We start from the raw sequence: 20338 nt of genomic DNA, 5'->3' as shown, positions 1-20338 counted from the left end.
TCGGCCAGGCATACGGAGCGGAGCTGGCCAATTTCGCAGCAGATGACCGGGTGCGCAGACCGCGACGATCCCCTCGGTGAAGAGCGGCCGACTTTGGTGCCGACCGGAGCGCCTTCGCCATATGTCATGACGAGCGGTCGTGGCGATACCGGCGACCGACGCGATTCTTGTCATCAATTTTTGCCGACAATACCTAACCGTGCCTTGCTCTGACCGAAGCCGATTTCGTCGTCACCGAGGCCGTAGTTGACAAGGCCGCCGCCGCGATCGTGTTCAGCCTTGCCGCGAGTGCTCCGCCGGCGCAGTTTCAGAGAGAAAATCCTCAATCAGTGAATGAAAAAGTGCCGGCTTTTCAAGATGTGCGGCATGTGCAGCGCCGGGGATGACCGACAGACGCACATCCGGCAGATTGGTCCAGAGTGTCTCCACCTGCGGCCAGCGATAGGAGCGGTCGGCGTCGCCCCAGACGACGAGCGTCGGCATGGTAAGACGCTTCAACGCCGCGCGTCCGTCCCAGTCCGCCATCGCGCCAAGCGCAGCCTCGGCCGCCTGACGATTTGCGCGTGAACCGATCTCGGTGACTAGGGGGTAGCCTCCCGCTTCGGCACCTCTTTTGAACCAGGTCGCGCCGATCCGGGCAATCGTCGCCGAGACCCCGTCGGACAGCAGGCGTTCGCGCGATGTGGCCAGCGGTTCAAACCGGTCCGGCATCAAGCCAAGCGGTCCTGTCCCGTAGAGAATGAGCCGCGACACGCTCTGCGGTCGCATCCGCGCCATCTCCTGGACAATCATGCCGCCCATGGAATGGCCAAGCAGGATGAAGTCTTTGATCGCCAATTCGTCGAGCAGACCGTAGACGGCCTCTGCCATTCCCGGGACGGTATCACACCCCTGACGGTCAGCCGCCGCTCCGAAACCGGGCAGGTTCGGCGCGATCACGTCATATCGGTTGGAGAAGTGATCCATCTCGCAACGCCACTGCTCCGCGCCACCAAGATAGCCGTGGACCAGAACAAGTGATGGCCCGGTGCCGGCACGGAGATAGGGAACACCGGTCATCACCGCATCTGTTCCGGAAGCCAGAGCGCCACGTCCGGTGCGACGATCAGGATCAGGATCAGCAATACCATCGCCCCGATGAAGGGCAGACAGCCCATGATGACATCGCCGATGCTCACCTGGTCCCGGCTGATTGCCTGAATGACGTAAAGGTTCAGGCCCACTGGCGGCGTCAGCACCGCGATTTCCATGGTGATCGTATACACGACGCCGAACCAGATCAGGTCGAACCCCGCTGCCGCCATAAGGGGGAAGATCGTCGGCAGCGTGATGAAGGTCATCGAAACCGGCTCAAGGAACATGCCCAGTACGATGTAGAAGACGATCACGATGGCCAGTACGGTATAGGGCGACAGATCGAAGGACAGGAACAGCTCGGTGAATTGCTGCGGCACCCGGTAATAGGTCAGGACGAAGCCGAAGAGCACGCCAGCCGACAGGAGCAGACCGAGATATCCCATGGTCCGCATCGTGGAAAACAGCGCATCCTTGAACGCCTGCCAGGTCAGACCTCCGACGGCGAAGGCGAGGATTACGGTCAGAAGAGCTGCCACGGCCGCCGCCTCGGTCGGCGTCGCGATCCCGGCATAGATGGCTACCGTGATGACGAGACCGATCAGGACCACGGGTCCGACGGTGTTCAGGATCATCATGAGCGGCATCTTCACGGCGTCTTCGCTTGTCGGAATATCCTCGGGCCGCATCCTGTCCCAGATCAGCACCACGATGACGAAGCCGCTGACAAGGATGATCCCCGGAATGACGCCCGCGATGAAGAGATCTCCGATGCTTTGATCCGTGACGATGCCGTAAAACAGCAGGATCAGGCTCGGCGGGATCAGAACCGATAGCGTGCCACCGGCGGCGAGAACGCCCGAGGAAAGTCGCTTGCCATAGCCGAGGCGCAGCATCTCGGGCAGTGCGACGCCGCCGATGGTCAGTGCGCCGACCATCGACGATCCGCAGACCGCACCGAAACCGGCACTCGCGCCGATCGAGCCGTAGGCGGCAGAGCCCCTGAGCCGGACACCTTGATGCAGGAACTGGTAAAGGTTCGGCCCGATATTCGATTTTCCTATGAGTTCTCCTAGGAAGACGAACAAGGGAACCGCGAGCAGGATATAGTCAATCCACACCCCCCAGAGTTTCAGTTCGGACGAGACGACCGAGGTGCTCCACCCCTGGATGTCCCACAGAAAGGGAAGCGATGCGGCGGCAAGCGCGAAGGGAATCGGCAGGCCGATGACAATGAAAAACATCAGAAGGATGAGCAGCCCGAGGCCAACGGTATACCATTCCATCAGACCTCTCCTTCCGCGGTGATGGTCATGAAGAGGCGGGCGAGCCTGAGCGCGACGTAGATCGCAAACAGCACCAGTGCGACCGCGCCCGGCGCCCAGAACCACCAGCGTGGCCAGTGCAGGATTTCCGATGCGACGCCCGAGTTGAAGGACCGGATCGTGGCGCTGACACCTGCATAGGCAAAGAAGAGGCCGACCCCCAGCATGATGATGTGATTGATGATCGCGAAGATGTGCTGGACCCGCAGCGAAAAGCGGTCAATCAGCATCGTCACCTTCGGCATAGCATCTTCGCGAAGCGCGAAGGCGAGGCCTGCAAAGGCAACCGGGAAAAGAAGGAGCGCGGTCGCTTCGGTCACCAGCCGGTCGGGCTTGCCCAATCCATAGCGGGTGAAGACGCCGTAGGAGATCCAGAGCATCTGGATCAGCACGATAATGCCACCGGCAGCAGCTGCCCAGACAACGAACCGTTCGACGCCACGGATCAGGCGGTCCAAACGCTCATCCATGATAAGCCTCTTTTGGCAGAGTGATTACAGGCGGCCCCGGAGGGGTCCGGAGCCGCCGGGAAATGCTCCAATCAGGGAGCGTGGCTTGCCAGAAGCGTGCGGATTTCACCGGCCAGATCGGCGCCGCAGGCTTCGTCAACAGTGACGTCCCATGTGTCCTTGACGCTGGCGATCAGGGCAGCGCTGGTCTCGGCCGACAGGTTCTCTTCCGTGCCGCCTGCAGCAACCGCAGCAGCAACCTGCTCGTCAACCCAGCCCTCGTATTTCGGCTGAAGCCAAACCTCGGTCTCGGCGGCGGCCTCAGTCATCGCGGTCTGCTCCTCGGGGGTAAGGGCGTCGAACTTGTCCTTGTTCATCATGTAGATGATGTTGCCGTAGAACAGGTTCGCATTGACCATGTGCGGCATGACATCCCAGAGCTTCCAGGACGAATATGTCGCGACACCCATATTAATGCCGTCGACGACGCCGCGTTCGGCGGACTGGAACACTTCCTTCGGCGCCACGAACACCGGCTCGCCGCCCCAGGTTTCAATCATCATGGAGACGAGCGGGCCGATCGAGCGCACGAGCTTGCCATCGAGCTTGCCGATATCGCTCATCGGCTCTTCAAACCACCATTCCTGGTCGTAGGAGTAGTTCGAGTTGATGAGCGGCACGAGGCCCTGCTTGGCAGCCTCATCGCGGATGAGGTTGGCATAGTCCGCATCCAGCTTCGGCTGTTCCGACAGGTCGATGAGCGCCGGGTAAAGCGACGTCACAGCGTAACATGGCAGGCGGTTGTCCGCGTTGATCCACGAAATGTCGGAAACACCGCCCTGAAGCGAGTCGACCCCTTCGGACCAGCCGTGAAGCGTCGCTGACGGGAATACCTCGACCTTTACACTGCCCCCGGTCTTCTCAGCGACGAGATTGGCAAAATGCGCAAAGCCTTCGTAGCGGATATCGGCTTCGTTAACGTAAGTGCTGAGACGTACCGTGGTCTCGGCGGCGGCAGGCAATGCGGCCATCGTCGCGATGGCAAGCGCAGCTGTACTGATGAATTTCGGTGTCATGGTCCTCTCCTGTTTTATCAGGCCTTTCGACAATCGTTGATACCGATGGCCCTTGCCGACTGCGCCGGGCGCAGCCTGACAGCAAGTCTACGCAGGCTGCGGCAAACCGTGCCAATTAAAACATGTCATCCAACTATACCGAATTTGCATAATCTCCGTGGCGATGTAGGGTCACGTGACTAGGGAGGTGCCGATGGACCTGAACTGGCTGCAGGATTTCGTCTGTCTCGCGCGGACGCTGAACTTCACGCGCGCGGCCGAGGAGCGAAATATTACCCAGCCCGCTTTCAGCCGCCGGATCAAGGCACTCGAATACTGGATCGGCGTTCCGCTGATCAAGCGATCGACCTATCCGGTACAGCTTTCGGAAGCCGGACAGCAATTCCTGCCGGTTGCCCGCAACGCCATCGCGGAAATCACCGATGTCCGCCAGACGATCAGGGCCCAGGAACGGGGCGTCACCGCGTTTCAGCGCTTTGCGGTGTTGCACACGATCTCGGTCAACTACCTCTCCCGCCGCATCGGCCAGATGGAGCGCGACATCCCGAACCTGCGTGTCCGGGTTTATTCGGACAACCTGCGCGCCTGTTGCCAGATGCTGTCGGACGGCGCCTGCGACTTCCTGCTGTGCTATAGTCATCAGGACGTTCAGCCGATTTTCGACGGGACCCAGTTCACGCGAAAAGACATCGGGGCCGAAAAGATATTCCCCGTGGCTCAAGCCGAGGTCGCGCGCCGTTACGGTTGGAGCCTGGACACTGCGGACGTCCCGCCAATGCCTTATCTCGGCTATGACCCCTCAAGCTTTCTAGGTACCGTGGTTGATCAGACAATTGGACGCCGCGAACCGCCGCTTGCGTTGTGCTACATGGATGCGCTTACCGAGGCCATCAAGCGCCGGACGCTTTCGGGCAGCGGCGTTTCCTGGCTTCCGGAAAGCGTTGTCGCCGACGAGATGGCGGAAGGGCGGATCGTGCGGGTCGGCGGCGAAAGCTGGGAAGCCACGCTGACGCTGTCGCTCTTCTGCTCGCCCGAACGCCTCGACAAGATAGGCCGCGATGTGTGGGAAACCCTTTAGGAGTTCACGCGAAGCGAGACGCTCGGTTCCCCCTGCAATCCGCCGAAATTGCCAGATGAACATTGACGCGCTACCGTAAAGCTGGAGGTGGCCTGAAATCTCGAAAACAAGGCAGCATATAGACGCCGTGGTCAACGCTGTGACGTCCGGCTCAGCAGCGGCGCGGTCGGGGCTGGCAGCGTCTTGGCGTCGGTCGATGGAGCATCATCAACTGGACCCTGCACGCGTGCAGTCCGCTCATCGCCTCGACGAGCAGGAACTTGAGGAGCGTCGCGGCCAGCTTGATCGGTTCCTGCAGGTTGCGGCGCCCAAGCTGGATCATCTTTTCGGCCTAGTTGGCAATTCCGGCTGCGCTGTGCTTCTCACCGACGAAAGCGGCATCGTGCTGGACCAGCGCTGCACAAATGCGGATGCCTCGATCTTCGACGACTGGGGACTTGCACTTGGCGCCGACTGGAGCGAAGCCAGCGAGGGTACGAACGGGATTGGCACCTGCCTGACCGAGAAACGTCAGATCACCATCCATCGGGACGAACATTTCCTTGCCCGGAACATCGGGATGAGCTGCATGGACGCGCCGATTTTTGGCGATGACGGAAGGCTTTTGGCCGCACTCGATGTTTCGTCGGCGCGCGCCGATCAGACGGCGGCCTACAACCGCCTGATAGGCGCGATGGTGACCCAGACCGCCCGCGCGATCGAAGCCGACTACTTCCGGGCGTCATTCCCCAAGGCACGGATCGTGGTTGCCGACGGCGGGGATAGTGATGCTGCCGTCTTGCTGGCGCTGGACAGCGACGATCTGGTCATCGGCGCGACACGGGGTGCACGCCGCGTATTTGGATTGGAAGCGCAAGGCCGACTACGGCCGCGCCCGGCCTCTGATCTCCTTGGCCGCGACGACGGTCCCTCGGGTTTCGAAAAGGCCGAACGGGCCGCTGTGATGCGCGCACTCGTGCGCGCCGACGGCAATGTCTCGGAGGCTGCGCGCGCGCTTGGCGTCGGTCGCGCGACGCTTTATCGTCGCATGAGACGGCTTGGCATTGCGGATTGACCCGACAACCTGTCTCAGATCTGAGACAGAAGGTTGTTGCCGGCTCAAGCTCCCCGACTGACAGACCGACGCCAATCCACAATACCTCCTCCATCCGGGCTGAGGACCCGGTTCAAGGAGGAGATAACATGAACGAGATGACCCAAACCGCTGGCCAATTCCGGTCGCCATTCAAGACCCGTTACGACAATTTCATCGGTGGCAAATTCGTCCCGCCCGTAAAGGGGCAGTATTTCGACAACATCACCCCGATCACCGGCGCGAAGGTCTGCGAGATCGCTCGATCATCGGCAGAGGATATCGAACTGGCGCTGGACGCAGCGCATGCCGCCAAGGACGGTTGGGGCAGGACGTCGGCCGCCGAGCGCTCGAACATCCTTCTCAAGATCGCCGACCGGATCGAGGAAAACCTCGAACTGATCGCGACCGCCGAGACCTGGGACAATGGCAAGCCGATCCGCGAGACCGTGAACGCCGACATTCCGCTGTCGGTCGACCATTTCCGCTATTTCGCGGGCGTTCTGCGCAGCCAGGAAGGCACCATGTCGGAAATCGACCACGACACGGTGGCCTATCACTTCCACGAACCTCTCGGTGTCGTTGGTCAGATCATTCCGTGGAACTTCTCGATCCTTATGGCTGCGTGGAAGTTGGCCCCGGCGCTGGCCGCAGGCAATTGCATCGTTCTGAAGCCAGCCGAACAGACCCCCGCGGCAATCATGGTGCTTGTCGAACTGATCGCCGACCTTCTGCCGGCAGGCGTCCTGAACATCGTCAATGGCATCGGTGCCGAGGTCGGCGCCCCGCTTGCTCGCAGCCCGCGCATCGCAAAGATCGCGTTTACGGGCTCCACCGCCACGGGCCGCAAGATCATGGAAGCCGCCACCGCGAACCTGATCCCCGTCACTCTGGAACTGGGCGGCAAGTCACCGAACATCTTCTTTTCGGATGTGATGGCCCAGGATGACGCCTTCCTCGACAAGGCGGTCGAAGGTTTCGTGCTTTTCGCCTTCAACCAGGGCGAGGTTTGCACCTGTCCGAGCCGTGCGCTGATCCAGGAAGACATCTACGAGGCCTTCATCGAACGCGCCATCGACCGCGTCCGGGCAATCAAGCAGGGCGATCCACGCCTGATGGAAACGATGGTTGGTGCGCAGGCGAGCCAGGCACAGCAGGACAAGATCATGTCCTACCTGACGATCGGCCGCGAAGAAGGCGCCGAAGTCCTCGTCGGCGGTGACGCCGCCCGCTTCAATGGCGATCTGGCGAATGGCTTCTACATCCAGCCCACCATTCTGAAGGGCCACAACAAGATGCGGGTCTTCCAGGAGGAAATCTTCGGCCCGGTCGTATCGGTCACCACATTCAAGGACGAGGCGGAGGCGCTCGCCATCGCCAACGACACGATATACGGCCTCGGCGCCGGTGTCTGGACCCGCGACGGGACACGCGCCTATCGCTTCGGTCGAGCGATCGAAGCGGGGCGTGTCTGGGTCAACAACTACCACGCCTACCCGGCACACGCGGCCTTTGGCGGCTACAAACAGTCCGGCATCGGGCGCGAGACGCACAAGATGATGCTCGACCACTACCAGCAGACCAAGAACATGCTGGTCAGCTACAACCCGAACAAGCTCGGCTTCTTCTGAGGTCTTCGTCAAGCATGAACGGGATGCGCCCTCGGGCGCATCCTGCCTCGAATTAAGCTCGATCTCTGTGACCGGCTCTTCGGCGAAACCTAGTGCCTGACCATGACGTGTCGGACAGCCGTGTAGTCTTCCAAAGCGTACATCGACATATCCTTGCCGTAGCCCGAGCTTTTGAGCCCGCCATGCGGCATCTCGTTCACCAGCATGAAATGCGTGTTCACCCAGGTGCAGCCGTAGCGCAGCCGCGCAGCGGTGGACATGGCGCGGCCGATATCCTTGGTCCAGACCGACGAGGCGAGGCCGTAGTCGCTGTCATTGGCCCATTGCACCGCCTGATCGACCTCCTTGAACGGCGTGACCGAAACGACCGGCCCGAAGACCTCGCGCTGGACAATCTCGTCTTCCTGACGCGCCCCTGCGATCACCGTCGGCGTATAGTAAAAGCCGTTGTCGCCATGCGTCCGCCCGCCCGTGGTGACTTCAATATGCTTCTGTTCGCGGGCGCGTTCGACGAAACTTGCCACCCGGTCGCGCTGGCGGGCCGAGATGAGGGGGCCGATCTCGTTCGTGGTGTCGTCGTCCTGCGCGAAGGCGATGCCGCTGACGGCGGAGGTCAGATCGGCGACGAGATTCTCATAGGTCTTTTCGGATGCGTAGATTCGGCAGGCGGCGGTGCAGTCCTGCCCCGCATTGTAATAGCCGAAGGCGCGGATGCCCTCGACCACTTCGGCGATATCCGCATCGTCGAAGACGATGACCGGGGCCTTGCCGCCGAGTTCCAGATGCGTGCGCTTGACCGACTTCGACGCGGCCTGAAGCATCTTCTTGCCCGTCGCCACATCGCCCGTCAGCGAGATCATGTCGATGCCGGGATGTGTCACGAGCGCATTGCCCACCGTCTCGCCCCGCCCGGTGATGACGTTGACCACGCCCTTCGGGAGTTCCTCGGCGAGGATCCGCGCCAGTTTCAGCGCCGTCAGCGGGGTCTGTTCGGAGGGTTTGAAGACCACGGTATTTCCACCCGCCAGCGCCGGTGCCAGCTTCCACGCCATCATCATCGCCGGATAGTTCCACGGTGCGACCGAGGCGATCACGCCGACCGGGTCGCGGCGGATCATCGATGTGAAGCCCTCCATGTATTCGCCCGCCAGGGGCCCGTGCATGTTGCGCACTGCGCCTGCGAAGTAGCGGTAGGTGTCGACGATGGCGGGAACCTCGTCGCCGATGGCGGCATTGATCGGCTTGCCGCAGTTCAGCGCTTCCAGTGCGCCAAAGGCCTCGGCGTCGGCCTCGATCCGGTCGGCGATCCTGAGAAGCGCTGCAGAGCGTTCGGCGGGCGTGGTGCGTGACCAGCCGTCGAAGGCCTCGTTCGCGGCTGCCACTGCCGCCTCCACCTGTTCGGCGGAGGCTTCCGGCAGGTCGAGGATCGTCTCGCCCGTGCGCGGGTTCAAAATCGCCTCGGCGGTACCCATGCCGCCGGTGAACGTGCCGTTGATCAGGAATTCAGTGTCCATTTCAGTTACCTCGCAGGTCGGATCATTTGCCGCCCCCGGCGGTGTCGGTGCCGCCGCGGGTCAGGTAATAGGCGCCCAGAATGGGCAGGAAAGTCACAAGAACGACGACCATCGCCACGACGTTGGTCACGGGCCGCTGGCGGGGCCGGACGAGTTCCTCCAGCATCCAGATCGGCAGGGTCTGCTGCTGACCGGCGGTGAAGGTCGTCACGATCACCTCGTCGAAGGAAAGCGCGAAGGCCAGCATCCCGCCCGCCAGAAGCGCGGTCGAGATATTCGGCAGGATCACATGCCGGAAGGTCTGAAACCCGTTCGCGCCGAGATCGGCCGACGCCTCGATCAGCGAGCCCGAGAGCCGCCGGAACCGCGCCACGGCATTGTTATAGACGACGACGATGCAGAAAGTGGCATGGCCGAGGACGATTGTGAGCGTGGAGAACGGAATCTCGCCGAGACTGAAGGCGGAGCGGAGCGAGATACCGGTGATGATGCCGGGCAGCGCGATGGGTAGGATCACCAGAAGCGACACCGCCTCGCGCCCGAAGAACTTCGCGCGGCTGACGGCGGCGGCGCAGAGCGTGCCGAGCACCATCGCGACAAGGGTCGAAATCGCGGCGACCTTCAGCGACAGTCCCAGCGCCGCCCAGACATCGGGCCGGTTCCAGGTAACCGCGAACCACTTCAGCGTCAGGCCGGGGGGCGGCCATTGGTAGGAGCGGTCCTCGGTCGTGAAGGCATAGACGAAGATCAGAAGAAGCGGCAGATGCAGGAAGGCGAGGCCCGCGAAGGCGGCGATCTTCAGTGCTATGGGCGCGCGGTCAGAGTGCATCGAACGCCCCCTGCCGTTTGGCCATCCAGAGGTAGAGTCCCATGATCACGATTGGCACGACCGCGAAGGCGGCCGCCAGCGGGATATTCCCGGCGGTGCCCTGATGGGCATAGACCGCCTGTCCGATGAAGAGACGTGAGGAGCCGACGATCTGGGGAATGATGTAGTCGCCCAAGGTCAGCGAGAAGGTGAAGATCGACCCCGCGATGATCCCCGGCATTGCAAGGGGCAGGATGACATGCCGCAAGGTCTGGCCCGGGCGCGCGCCAAGGTCGTTCGACGCCTCAAGGAGGTTCGCGGGCACCCGTTCCAGTGCGGCCTGAACCGGCAGGATCATGAAGGGCAGCCAGACATAGAGGAAGACGAGGAACGTGCCGATATAGCTGACCGAAAGCGAACCCCCACCGATCACCGGCAGGGCGAGGATGGCGTTCAGAGCGGCGCTTGCGCCTACCCCGTCCACGGCCCAGGTCAGGATACCCTCTTTGGCGAGGATCAGTTTCCAGGCATAGACCTTGACCAGATAGCTCGACCACAGAGGCAGCATGACGCCGAGGTAGAAGAGCGCCTTCATATGCCCCTTGGCGAAGCGGGCGGCGTAGTACGCGATGGGGAAAGCGATGATCGCTGCGGCCACGGTGACTGAGGCGGCCATCAGCGTCGTGCGCAGGATGATGTCGAAATTCGCTGGCCGCAGCAGTTCGGCATAGGTCTTCAACGTAAATTCGTAATTGATGAGGCCCGAGAACTCGTCGATGGAAAAGAAGCTCTGGACCAGAAGTGCTGCGAGCGAGCCTATATAGATCACGCCAAGCCAGAGAAGCGGCGGGATCAGAAGGACCGCAAGCAGGACCTTTGGCCGCCTCCAGAAGAGGTCCGACAGGCCCTGCGCGATGCCGGGACGGACCGCCTCCATCACTCCTCCTCCATCCGGTGCATGGCGGTGGCGGTCCAGTTCAGTCCCACGGCCGCGCCTTCGGCAGGGGCATCCTGACCGGCGGGAATGGCCACGGTGAGTTCGTCGCCACCCACATCCACTGTGACCCGCTTGACGGCCCCGAGGTAGCGCACTGTGATGACGGTTCCCGAAATCCGGCCCGAGTCCGTGGCAACGGTTTCCATCGCCTCGGCTCTGAGACTATGCCACGATTCAATTCCGCCTGCCCGGCGGCTGAGCGCGGGCGAGAGGACATTGGCCGAGCCCACGAAATCCGCGACAAATCGGGTGCGGGGGCGCTGGTAGATGTCTTCGGGGCTGCCTTCCTGCACGATGCGGCCATCGTTGAAGACGGCGACGCGGTCAGCCATCGACAGGGCTTCGCCCTGATCATGGGTGACGAAAACAAAGGTGATGCCGAGCTGCCGTTGCAGCGCCTTCAGCTCGTCCTGCATCGCCTCGCGCAGTTTCAGATCGAGCGCGCCGAGAGGTTCGTCGAGCAGAAGGACGCGCGGATGGTTCACCAGCGCGCGGGCGAGCGCCACCCGCTGGCGTTGCCCGCCCGAAAGCTGCGCAGGCTTGCGGTCTCCGTAGCTGTCAAGCTTGACGAGTGCGAGCATCTCTTCCGCGCGGGCGTGGCGCGTTCGTTTGTCGATGCCCTGAACCATCAGCCCGTAGGCCACGTTGTCGCGCACGCTCAGATGCGGAAAAAGCGCGTAGTCCTGAAAAACCGTGTTCACCGGGCGGCGGTTCGGGGGCAGGTCTTCCGAGGTTTCGCCGAAGATCCGGACATGGCCCGCCGTGGGTCGCTCAAAGCCCGAAATCAGCCGCAGGCAGGTGGTTTTGCCAGAGCCGGACGGGCCGAGCATGGCGAAGAACCCGCCTTCCTCGATAGCGATGGAGACATCGTCCACGGCGCGAACCGTGCCGAAATGGCGCGAGACGTGGTCGAATTCTACGGCGTAGGACATTGGCTATTCCGGGATGCAGGGGCGACGTTCTCCACCGCGCCCCTCCCCCGTAGCGGGGGAGGGAGACGCGAAGGGTAAATGCGGGTTGAGTGGTGGCGTTCCGTGCCACACTTCCCCTCGCCGTGTGGAGGTCGGGGCCGCTAGGCCCCGGTCAGGGTTCAGCGTCCGCCGATCACGCCGATATAGTCAGAGACCCAGCGGTAATAGGGCACACAGGCCCCTTCGCCCTGCGAGCAGTTCGACACCGGCGTGGTCCAGAAGCGGATCTTTTCGAAATCGGCGAGACCATTGGCGTCGCAGCCTTCCTGGTTCTGCATGCCGCGACCGTCGGAGCAGGCGGCGGGCACGGAGGGCACCGCACCGAACCAGACCGAAAGGTCGGATTGCAGGTTCGAGGCCAGCGAATGTTCCATCCACATGTAAGAGCAGTTCGGATGGGCGGCATCGACATGCATCATCGTCGTGTCGGCCCAGCCGGTGGCCCCTTCCTCGGGTACGACCGAGGCGATGGGTTGACCTTCGCTTTGCAGGATATTGACCTGGAACGGCCAGGAGCCGGAGGCCACGACACCCTCGTTCTTGAAATCGTCCATCTGGATGAAGGCGTCATGCCAGTAACGGTTCACCAGTTCCCGCTGCCCGCGTAGAAGGTCGAGCGCCGCCTTGTACTGGTCCTCGTTCAGCTCGTAGGGCGAGGTGATGCCAAGCTCGGGCTTGTGCGCCATCAGGTATTGCGCCGCGTCGGCAATGTGGATCGGCCCGTCATAGGCCTGCACCCGGCCCTTGTTCGACTGGCCGTCGGGCAGGGTCATTTCCTCGAAGACGACGTTCCATGATGTTGGCGGTGTGTCGCCGAAGGCGTCCTTGTTGTACATCAGCACGTTCGGACCCCACATGTAGGGCGTGCCGTAATGGGTGCCATCGACCGTGTGCCACGGCGCGTCTTTCAGCCGGTCGTCGACCGAGGCCCAGGAGGGGATCAGATCCACGTTGACCGGCTGTACCCGCTTGCCGGCGATCAGGCGCAGGGAGGCGTCGCCCGAGGCGGTGACGAGGTCGAAGCCGCCCTCGTTCATCAGCGCCACCATCTCGTCCGAGGTGTTGGCGGTCTTGACGTTGACCTTGCAGCCCGAGGCTTCCTCGAACTTCGTGACCCAGTCGAAGGCGGCGTCGGTTTCGCCGCGCTCGATGTAGCCCGGCCAAGCGACGATATCGACCTGACCCTCGCCGGCGCCGATCTCGGTCGCCATCTGCGCCAGAACAGGCTGCGCCGCGATCAGCGCAGCAGCACTCGCGGTCACAAGAAAGCGTGCGGACATCCCATTTCTCCCTGATTGCTGTGTTAACGCGCGCGGATTTTCCGTCTTCGCGGATTGGGCGAAGTCTGCCCTCCTACGCGATTTTCGCAAACTCAAAATTCAGAAGAGTGTTATCGGTTTTACCGATATCTTTGGCGCAGTGGCCTAGGTCAGAACGAGCTTTGCGCCAGCCGTACGAAATCGCGGGTAATTTCCGACAGGGGGGCACCGCGCCGCCAGGCCATGCCGACCTGCACCGTGGGCAGATCGCCCGAGACATCCCTGATCTCGATCCGGTCGCCTTCCAGCGACCATGGCCGGTAGATGAGGTCGGGCAGAATGGCGAGCCCGACGCCGGTCGCGACAAGGCTGCGCACGGCTTCCACCGACCGGGTGCGGAACGCAACCTCTGGCCGGGCCCCGAGCGAGGCCATGAGCCGTTCGGTGCTTTCCTCGATCTCCTCCAGCGACAGCATGATCAGCGGTTCGCGGGCGACCTCGTCAAGTTCAATGGCTTCCTTTGCAGCCAGTGGATGGCCAAGCGGTAGCCAGAGCCGCATGGCCGAAGCCGCGATGCTTTCGACCTGAAAGGCGTGACGGTTGTGCAGGTTCGAGACCAGAAGGAAGGCCACGTCTATCTCGCCGCCGATCAGCAGGTGTTCGAGATACTCACCGGAATCCTCGATGGCGGTTATGTGCACTGCCGGAAAGGTCCGACGGAACCGCGACAGGGTCTCGGCCAGCCCATAGCCTGCAACGAGCGAGGTAACCCCGAGCCTCAACTCCCCCGTACGCTCGGCCACCTCGATCTGGAAGGCGCGGCGGGCGTCCGACACGTCGTCCCGGATCTTCCGGGCGTGACGCAAAAACTGGTGGCCGGCATTGGTGATGGCGATCCCGCGTGCGCGGCGTTCAAAAAGCGTGATCCCGAGATCGGCTTCCAATGCCTTGATCGCCTCGGTGACCGAGGACTGCGATATGGCCAGAGCTTTGGCGGCCCCGGACACGCTGCCATGTTCGGCCGCAGCAACGAAGAACTGAAGCTGTCTGAGGGTGAATGCCATTCCAAGTCCATTGACTTACAGCTAAACGGCATCGTCATCCGGTGTCGCTAGAAGACCGTATTCGCATACATACCGTTGCAACCATGTTGTAGCTTCGAATGATCGGGTTGGACAGTATTGTCTGAATCGCCGGACAGCGTCGTCTCACAGCATCATACAAAACGTCTGCTCGATCGTGAGCGTGAACCGATGGTTCCGCCCGTTGTTCGTAACCCAACGATTGGCGTGACACGCCGGCTACGAGATCGACTGTAGCCTCCATAGATCGCTCGGCGATGCCGCTGCCCGCTCGTCCGCCGCGTCAATTGCAGGCCAAAGCTCCTCAATTGCTTCAGCGAGCATTTCCGCATGATTGAAATCGACATCCTGCGAAATAATCGACAGGCGGAGGACGGTACGCCCTTGCCACGATGCCGTTCGCACAAAGAAATGTTGTTCGGCGTTCAACCCGTCGGCCAGTGCCGCGATTTTCCAGTGCTCGTTGTTCCGGTCGTGGCAGCCGACGATGATCTGGTTGAGATCAACGCGGTTCAGCACCGAAAGCCCGCCGATCCGACCAAGGCGTTCTGCCAGGACGGTCGCCGCCCCGCAATGGCGGTCGACCAAACCGGCAACGCCGTTGCGGCCGAGGCGGCGCAGAACCGCCCAGGCGGCGAAACCTTGGGCTCGTCGAGACAGGCCAGGGGTGTATGCAGACGGGTTACGACCGTCTTCCTCGTCCGTGTTGAGATAACCTGCGGTTTTCTGCATGGCACGCTGATGGGCTTTCCTGTTCCGGACGATAGCAAAACCGGATTCGTAGGGCAGTTGCAGCCACTTATGACCGTCGACCGACCAGCTGTCGGCAAGCTCCGCCCCCGTTGCCAGATCCTTACGCGTGACCGAGGCCCGCGCCCAGAGCCCGAATGCACCGTCGACATGCATCCATGCATGATGCGACCGCGCAAGTTCTGCAATCTCGGCCAAGGGCTCGAAGCCGCCCGAATTGATGTGTCCGGCCTGAGCCACGATGATTTTTGGCCCCTCGGCGCGGATCATGGAAGCGGCCAGATCTTTCGGACGCATAAGCCCGGCCTCGTCCGACGGCAATCTGTGGAAATTGGCCTCGCCGAAGCCTAATTGGCGTAACGCCGCGTAGTTCGTGACATGGGCATCGTCGCTGAGAAAGACATGTACCTTCGGCGCGCCCTGAAGGCCTTCTGCATCGATATCGTACCCGTAGCGTCTCAGTACTTCTCCACGCGCTGCGGCCAGACTGACGAAGGCCGCCATCGTCGCGCCGCTGACGAAACCCACCGAGCTATCGCGCGGCAGGTCGAGCAGTTCGAGAAGCCAGGCCTCGACCGCCTCTTCGGCCGTCGCAGCGGCGGGCGAGGACTGGTAGATCGCCGCGTTCTGGCCCCAGGCGGAGGTGAGCCAGTCGGCCGCGACACCGACGGGGTCGGACGCGCCCATGACCCAGGCGTAGAAGTTCGGATCGGTATTACCGACAAGTCCCGGTTCGGCTGCCGCGATCAACTCATCGATCACGCGCCCGCCGGGAAATCCGTCATTGGTCAGCGGAAGACAGAACCGCTCTCTCAGCGCGGCGGCTGAGGCGGAAGGACTGATCGGGTGCTTGCTGCTCCGATAGCCCCGCGCGTAGCTGGCCGCGCGGGTCAGAACATCGGAAGGGGTAAGATGCGCAAGGGTCTGTGCCATGTCGAACTCCGATCTACCGTGGATGCATCCATCCGGGCAGGAACCCAAAGGGATTGGCCGTCTTGCTCGCGTCGAAGCTGAGGCCCAAAGCGGCGAGCCGCTCTGCCATTGAGCCATCCTTGAACGCCTCGAAAGTTTCCGTCGCCCCGCCAACATGCGTCCCGCCCACGAAGATCTGCGGAATGGTTGGCACGCCGGCCTTGACACCCAGCGCGGCCCGAAGATCGCCGCCGAGATTGTCCTTCTGCATCGCGGCCGCATCGAGCTCCACCGCGTGATAAGGCACGCCCGCCGCGGCAAAGAGCTTGCGTACAGACCAGCTGAATTCACACCATTCAAGGACGAACATCACAACGGGATGCTGCGCGACGATCTCTTCGACCATCTTTGCGGCCTCGGGCTTGCAGGTCGGTGCGGCCGCAGGGGCCGCTGGTGATGGGCCCGCGCTGTCGAAGCGCGCGCCGGGTGTGGACCGTGACAGCGCAATCTCGTCGTCGCTCATTTCCTCCTCGATGCCATCGAATAGGACCGTGGACATGTAGCGTTCGCCGGTGTCGGGCAGCATCGCAACGATGCGCGACCCTTTGGGGGCGGTCTTCGCCACTTCCAGTGCGGCAGCGAAGGTTGCACCGGCGCTGATGCCGCAGAAGATGCCCTCCTGCGCCGCAAGGTCGCGCGCCGCTTGCAGAGCGGCATTGCCGGCGACGGGTTGGAACGCGTCGATTGCGCCCGCGCTGACGGCATCTTCGGCGAGTCTCGCGATGAAGTCCGGCGACCAGCCCTGCATCAGGTGGGGACGGAACATCGGGTGGCTGGCCGGGTGGCCGTCTGCATCCCGCTCCTGCGCGATTCCGCTTTGCATCAGCGGGACGTTGTCCGGCTCTGCCACGACGATCCGCGTCTTGGGGCATTCGGCGCGCAGGACCCGAGAGACGCCCTTCAACGTGCCGCCGGTTCCGAAGCCGGTGACCCAGTAGTCCGGGCCTTGTTCGCCAAAGGCATCGACGATTTCCCGCGCGGTGGTGCGGGAATGCATGTCGGCATTGGCCTCGTTCTCGAATTGCCTTGCAAGGAACCAGCCGTGTTCGCGGGCCAGTTCTTCGGCCTTGGCGAGCATGCCCGTCCCCTTCTGTGCGGCGGGCGTCAGCACCACCTTCGCGCCAAGAAACCGCATCAGCTTGCGCCGCTCGACGCTGAAGCTTTCTGCCATGGTCACGACCAGCGGGTAGCCCTTGGCGGCGCAAACGAGCGCAAGGCCAATGCCGGTATTGCCCGACGTCGCTTCGACCACGGTCTGGCCGGGTTTCAGGGCGCCCGATGCCTCTGCCGCCTCGATTGCAGCCAAAGCGAAGCGGTCCTTGACCGAACCGCCGGGGTTGAAAGCCTCGACCTTGACGTAGAGTTCGACACCTTCGGGCGCGAGCCGGTTGATGCGGACGAGGGGCGTATTGCCGATCGTGTCGAGGATGGAGCCGTGAAGCGCCGGGGCGGTCTGGGGGACAGGTTTCATGTGCATCTCGCTTATCCTTTTCATAGGTATGATCGGTCAGGTGGCCGTTGTCATGTGAACCTTGTGCTGGACGACCTGGGCGTCGCGGAGCGCGAGGTACCAGGGGTCCTTCGACAAGGCGCGGTCGACGAGGCTCTGGACCGTGGCGCGGTCCTCGTCCGTGTCGATTTCGATACGGATCCGGGTTTCCAGCGGGGCGGCCGTGCGTGGGCTTAGCCCCATCAGCGCGGCATCGTCGAAATCGCATTCGATCGTGACATCGACCGAGCGGAAGACGAGCCCTTCACGCGCGGCCATCATCTTTACACCGATGCCGACGCATCCAACGATAGCGGCGCGGGCGAAAAATCCCGGGCTTGGCCCGGCCGCGTCGCCACCCATGCCGGGCCCCATATCCATAGTCGCATGATACTTACCCTGCGCGGCGTGGCAGATCAGGCCCTCTTCGACCCGTCCGGTTGTCACGATCGTATTGCAAGCGGCATCAAGGTCTTGCCGCATCCGCTCGATCACGGCGGTCTGCGCCTGCCGAATGACTTCGTCTCGCGCGGGGACCGGTTTCGCATCGTTATCGGGGTTCATCATGGTCATTGGTATCTCCATTCAGGCGGCCGAACGGCCGCGTGTGCAAAGAATGTGGTCGGCAAGGGCGGCGGCATCGGCGCCGACGCCATCGATGAGGGCAGAGTTACGCTGTCGCATGAACGGCAGGCCGAGGACGTATAGTCCCGGCGCAACCAACCCTTCCTGGTTGATGAGGCCGCCCTTACGGTCGAAGACCGGCAGGTTCAGCCAGCTGTAATCGGGCCGGAATCCGGTCGCCCAAAGGATGGTCCTGATGTGGCCACTGCCCAGATAGAGCGAAAGGCGGGACGAGGCGGGGCAGGGTGTCGCGGCAAAGCGTTCGACCGGGCCGATGCCGCCGATACCCGTGTCCTCGGCCCAGGCATCGAGCGTATCGAGCAGCCGGTTCATCTTCAGGTCGGACAGCGCGCAGTGATTGTGCAGCGCACCCGAGAAAAGCGCGGTGCCATCGCGGACGGCGCTGAGACGGCCGACGATCTCGACCCCTTGTGCGGCGAGGCTGCTCAGATCGCAAAAGCGCTGCTCGTAAGAGCCAATGAGTTGCAGCGATGGCACCCGGCGGGCCCGGTCAATGTCATCGACCTCGTCGACCCGCGCGGTTTGAATGCCTGCCCGGTCCATCCACCACTGGATGTCCCGACCGCGATAGTGGCGCGGCATGCGGATATGCTCGCCGGCTGAAAGAATGACCTCATGTCCGGCGGCGCGGATTTCGGCGGCAAGCTGGACACCGGTTGCCGAAGCGCCGACCACCAGAACGCCACCCGGCGCAAGTTGGTCGGGGTTGCGGTAGTCGAGGGCCGTTATCTGATCGACCTTCTCCGGAATATCCGCCGCAAATCCGGGTACCGAGGCCATATTGCAAGACCCGGTGGCCAATATGAGCGTCTCGCAACTCCAGTCGCCCCGGTCGGTCGCAACAAGGTAGCCGTTGCCCCGGGCGGTGACCAACAGCACACGGGTGCGGTCTTCGACCGGTGCCCGGCTCGCGGCGGCGTAATCGTTCAGGAAGTGAGTGACCTCGGGCATCGACATGAAACCGTCGGGATCTTCGCCCTTATAGGCGAAGCCGGGCAGGCGGCTTTGCCAGTTGGGGGTGAGCAGCCGAAGGCTGTCCCACCGCTCATGCCGCCAGGAATTTGCGATCCCTCCGCGCTCCAAAACGACATGGGGGATGTTGCGGTCCGACAGGCAGCGGCTCATCGCGAGGCCAGCCTGACCGGCGCCGATGACGAGGGTTCCAATGTGTTTCATGGGTCTTGCTCCTGTCGGACCGGCGGGGTCAGGCGACCGTCACGTTGACGGACGTCGGGTTGGTGAGAATGTCGAAGACGGCAGAGCGCTTCTGCGACTGGGCCACCAGCGCGCGGACTTCATCAGCGGTGGCATCGGCTTCGATTTCGAAATTGACGCGGATGGCCGAGAAACCGTTGCGGATGTCCGGGTCCATGCCGAGGATACCGCGCACGTCGATGTCGCCTTCGACCATTGCCCGCATATGGTGCAACTGGATGCCGCGGTGCTGGGCGACGGCCGCGACACCGCCAGAAAGGCAGCTGGCAAGCGCGGCCAGAACGATTTCCGGCGGGGTCGGTGCGCGGTCGGCAGCGGCAAAGACTTCCGGGTGGTCGCTGTCGATGCGGAAGGTTTCCTTGCGCTCGTGGTTCTGGCCGAGGCCGAAGTAACCATTGATCGCATTGGTGCTGTGGGTGCCGTCTTTCCAGTCGCAGGTGCTGCGGAAGGTGAAGGCGGCGGCCTCGGGCATTTGCTCGAACGCGCCGCGCGCACCGATCAGGGCTTCGGTGTTGACGCCGTTTGATACGGGCTTGGTCATCGTGGAGGTTTGCATGTTCGTTCCTTTCAAGAGTTTTTGTGTCTGATCTTCGAGGTTTGAGGGGATGGCCGGCTATTCCGGTCCGGGATGGCGGGCCTTTGGGCCCGGCGCATTCAGTGGTGCAGTCCGCCCAGTCGGGGCTTGGCAAAGAACGGGCTCCGTTCTGCGTACCAGCTGCGGGAAGTGTCGCTCGGGATCAGCCCCGAAAGCCCGTCAAAGCCGCTGCCATAGCCGGGCCTGCGGTCTTTCTTCATCAAGTTGTCCATTTTGCTTTCCTTCTTCGTTCCTGGCCCTTCCGGGCTGATGGGAAAGCAATACAGGCAGCTTTTGCTTGTGGTCTTGAGCAGGGGGTGGGTAATTTATGGGGAAAGTCTGAGTTTCGGTGGGGAA

The 20338-nt window shown here is 62.6% G+C and carries 19 protein-coding genes and 1 pseudogene; 3 read left to right on the top strand and 17 right to left on the bottom strand.

The genetic code is table 11. The annotated features are described in order from the left end of the window. Window positions 1–273: 273 nt before the first annotated feature. From OEZ71_RS06640 to dctP, 4 genes are all read right to left on the bottom strand, one after another. Entirely contained in the window at window positions 274–1059 is a 786-nt protein-coding gene (locus tag OEZ71_RS06640; RefSeq protein WP_263739169.1) for an alpha/beta fold hydrolase, read from the bottom strand. Next, complete coding sequence (locus OEZ71_RS06635; protein ID WP_263739168.1) at window positions 1059–2360, bottom strand: TRAP transporter large permease; 1302 nt, start codon at window positions 2358–2360, stop codon at window positions 1059–1061. Before OEZ71_RS06635 ends, OEZ71_RS06640 begins: the two co-directional genes overlap by 1 nt. Next, window positions 2360–2869 (bottom strand): TRAP transporter small permease, encoded by a 510-nt coding sequence (locus tag OEZ71_RS06630; RefSeq protein WP_263739167.1) that lies wholly within the window; start codon window positions 2867–2869, stop codon window positions 2360–2362. Before OEZ71_RS06630 ends, OEZ71_RS06635 begins: the two co-directional genes overlap by 1 nt. Window positions 2870–2940: 71 nt before the next feature. Then, a complete protein-coding gene (gene dctP / locus OEZ71_RS06625) occupies window positions 2941–3924 on the bottom strand; it encodes a TRAP transporter substrate-binding protein DctP (protein ID WP_263739166.1) in 984 nt (327 codons plus the stop codon). Window positions 3925–4117: 193 nt separating this feature from the next. Here dctP and OEZ71_RS06620 point away from each other — a divergent pair, with 193 nt between their 5' ends. From OEZ71_RS06620 to adh, 3 genes are all read left to right on the top strand, one after another. Beyond that, entirely contained in the window at window positions 4118–5002 is an 885-nt protein-coding gene (locus OEZ71_RS06620; RefSeq protein ID WP_263739165.1) for a LysR family transcriptional regulator, read from the top strand. A 196-nt stretch (window positions 5003–5198) separates the two neighbouring features. Continuing rightward, a complete protein-coding gene (locus OEZ71_RS06615) occupies window positions 5199–6056 on the top strand; it encodes a helix-turn-helix domain-containing protein (RefSeq protein ID WP_318527829.1) in 858 nt (285 codons plus the stop codon). Window positions 6057–6184: 128 nt separating this feature from the next. Next, window positions 6185–7705, top strand: coding sequence for an aldehyde dehydrogenase (gene adh, locus OEZ71_RS06610; RefSeq protein ID WP_263739164.1), 1521 nt, complete (start codon window positions 6185–6187; stop codon window positions 7703–7705). Between the two features lie 89 nt (window positions 7706–7794). Here the strand turns inward: adh and OEZ71_RS06605 are convergent, their stop codons facing one another. From OEZ71_RS06605 to OEZ71_RS06545, 13 genes and pseudogenes are all read right to left on the bottom strand, one after another. Beyond that, window positions 7795–9219, bottom strand: a complete 1425-nt coding sequence (locus tag OEZ71_RS06605; protein ID WP_263739163.1) for a gamma-aminobutyraldehyde dehydrogenase — start codon at window positions 9217–9219, stop codon at window positions 7795–7797. A 22-nt stretch (window positions 9220–9241) separates the two neighbouring features. Further along, window positions 9242–10048, bottom strand: a complete 807-nt coding sequence (locus tag OEZ71_RS06600) for an ABC transporter permease (RefSeq protein ID WP_263739162.1) — start codon at window positions 10046–10048, stop codon at window positions 9242–9244. Continuing rightward, complete coding sequence (locus OEZ71_RS06595) at window positions 10038–10964, bottom strand: ABC transporter permease (protein WP_263739161.1); 927 nt, start codon at window positions 10962–10964, stop codon at window positions 10038–10040. Before OEZ71_RS06595 ends, OEZ71_RS06600 begins: the two co-directional genes overlap by 11 nt. Then, window positions 10964–11956 (bottom strand): ABC transporter ATP-binding protein, encoded by a 993-nt coding sequence (locus OEZ71_RS06590; RefSeq protein ID WP_263739160.1) that lies wholly within the window; start codon window positions 11954–11956, stop codon window positions 10964–10966. Before OEZ71_RS06590 ends, OEZ71_RS06595 begins: the two co-directional genes overlap by 1 nt. Before the next feature lie 158 nt (window positions 11957–12114). Beyond that, complete coding sequence (locus tag OEZ71_RS06585; protein WP_263739159.1) at window positions 12115–13275, bottom strand: ABC transporter substrate-binding protein; 1161 nt, start codon at window positions 13273–13275, stop codon at window positions 12115–12117. A 149-nt stretch (window positions 13276–13424) separates the two neighbouring features. Continuing rightward, on the bottom strand, window positions 13425–14318 hold the full coding sequence (locus tag OEZ71_RS06580) for a LysR family transcriptional regulator (RefSeq protein WP_263739158.1): 894 nt from the start codon (window positions 14316–14318) through the stop codon (window positions 13425–13427). A gap of 237 nt (window positions 14319–14555) precedes the next feature. Then, entirely contained in the window at window positions 14556–16019 is a 1464-nt protein-coding gene (locus OEZ71_RS06575) for a pyridoxal phosphate-dependent decarboxylase family protein (RefSeq protein WP_263739157.1), read from the bottom strand. A gap of 13 nt (window positions 16020–16032) precedes the next feature. Next, window positions 16033–16368 carry a glutaredoxin domain-containing protein gene (locus OEZ71_RS06570; protein WP_263739968.1) on the bottom strand — a complete coding sequence of 112 codons (336 nt, stop codon included), beginning with the start codon at window positions 16366–16368 and terminating at the stop codon, window positions 16033–16035. Between the two features lie 114 nt (window positions 16369–16482). After that, window positions 16483–17535, bottom strand: a pseudogene (locus OEZ71_RS06565) (PLP-dependent cysteine synthase family protein); the annotation flags it as partial. A 30-nt stretch (window positions 17536–17565) separates the two neighbouring features. Further along, the gene (locus OEZ71_RS06560) at window positions 17566–18120 is read right to left on the bottom strand and encodes an OsmC family protein (protein WP_263739156.1); all 555 of its coding nucleotides are present in this window, start codon (window positions 18118–18120) and stop codon (window positions 17566–17568) included. A 12-nt stretch (window positions 18121–18132) separates the two neighbouring features. Further along, window positions 18133–19368, bottom strand: a complete 1236-nt coding sequence (locus OEZ71_RS06555) for an NAD(P)-binding domain-containing protein (protein ID WP_263739155.1) — start codon at window positions 19366–19368, stop codon at window positions 18133–18135. A gap of 28 nt (window positions 19369–19396) precedes the next feature. Continuing rightward, a complete protein-coding gene (locus OEZ71_RS06550) occupies window positions 19397–19948 on the bottom strand; it encodes an OsmC family protein (RefSeq protein ID WP_263739154.1) in 552 nt (183 codons plus the stop codon). A 113-nt stretch (window positions 19949–20061) separates the two neighbouring features. Then, window positions 20062–20214: a hypothetical protein gene (locus OEZ71_RS06545; RefSeq protein WP_263739153.1), complete on the bottom strand. Its 153-nt coding sequence runs from the start codon at window positions 20212–20214 to the stop codon at window positions 20062–20064. Between the last annotated feature and the right edge of the window lie 124 nt (window positions 20215–20338).

Source organism: Albidovulum litorale (assembly GCF_025751495.1).
Lineage (GTDB): Bacteria > Pseudomonadota > Alphaproteobacteria > Rhodobacterales > Rhodobacteraceae > Albidovulum > Albidovulum litorale.
The sequence above is the reverse complement of the archived record's forward strand: the minus strand, read 5'-3'. Positions and strand labels throughout refer to the sequence as shown.

Bases quoted from the DNA above. Each gene is read 5' to 3' on its own strand.
- OEZ71_RS06640 (WP_263739169.1), bottom strand. From the start codon at position 1,059: ATGACCGGTGTTCCCTATCTCCGTGCCGGCACCGGGCCATCACTTGTT.
- OEZ71_RS06635 (WP_263739168.1), bottom strand. From the start codon at position 2,360: ATGGAATGGTATACCGTTGGCCTCGGGCTGCTCATCCTTCTGATGTTT.
- OEZ71_RS06630 (WP_263739167.1), bottom strand. From the start codon at position 2,869: ATGGATGAGCGTTTGGACCGCCTGATCCGTGGCGTCGAACGGTTCGTT.
- dctP (WP_263739166.1), bottom strand. From the start codon at position 3,924: ATGACACCGAAATTCATCAGTACAGCTGCGCTTGCCATCGCGACGATG.
- OEZ71_RS06620 (WP_263739165.1), top strand. From the start codon at position 4,118: ATGGACCTGAACTGGCTGCAGGATTTCGTCTGTCTCGCGCGGACGCTG.
- OEZ71_RS06615 (WP_318527829.1), top strand. From the start codon at position 5,199: ATGGAGCATCATCAACTGGACCCTGCACGCGTGCAGTCCGCTCATCGC.
- adh (WP_263739164.1), top strand. From the start codon at position 6,185: ATGAACGAGATGACCCAAACCGCTGGCCAATTCCGGTCGCCATTCAAG.
- OEZ71_RS06605 (WP_263739163.1), bottom strand. From the start codon at position 9,219: ATGGACACTGAATTCCTGATCAACGGCACGTTCACCGGCGGCATGGGT.
- OEZ71_RS06600 (WP_263739162.1), bottom strand. From the start codon at position 10,048: ATGCACTCTGACCGCGCGCCCATAGCACTGAAGATCGCCGCCTTCGCG.
- OEZ71_RS06595 (WP_263739161.1), bottom strand. From the start codon at position 10,964: ATGGAGGCGGTCCGTCCCGGCATCGCGCAGGGCCTGTCGGACCTCTTC.
- OEZ71_RS06590 (WP_263739160.1), bottom strand. From the start codon at position 11,956: ATGTCCTACGCCGTAGAATTCGACCACGTCTCGCGCCATTTCGGCACG.
- OEZ71_RS06585 (WP_263739159.1), bottom strand. From the start codon at position 13,275: ATGTCCGCACGCTTTCTTGTGACCGCGAGTGCTGCTGCGCTGATCGCG.
- OEZ71_RS06580 (WP_263739158.1), bottom strand. From the start codon at position 14,318: ATGGCATTCACCCTCAGACAGCTTCAGTTCTTCGTTGCTGCGGCCGAA.
- OEZ71_RS06575 (WP_263739157.1), bottom strand. From the start codon at position 16,019: ATGGCACAGACCCTTGCGCATCTTACCCCTTCCGATGTTCTGACCCGC.
- OEZ71_RS06570 (WP_263739968.1), bottom strand. From the start codon at position 16,368: ATGTTCGTCCTTGAATGGTGTGAATTCAGCTGGTCTGTACGCAAGCTC.
- OEZ71_RS06560 (WP_263739156.1), bottom strand. From the start codon at position 18,120: ATGACCATGATGAACCCCGATAACGATGCGAAACCGGTCCCCGCGCGA.
- OEZ71_RS06555 (WP_263739155.1), bottom strand. From the start codon at position 19,368: ATGAAACACATTGGAACCCTCGTCATCGGCGCCGGTCAGGCTGGCCTC.
- OEZ71_RS06550 (WP_263739154.1), bottom strand. From the start codon at position 19,948: ATGACCAAGCCCGTATCAAACGGCGTCAACACCGAAGCCCTGATCGGT.
- OEZ71_RS06545 (WP_263739153.1), bottom strand. From the start codon at position 20,214: ATGGACAACTTGATGAAGAAAGACCGCAGGCCCGGCTATGGCAGCGGC.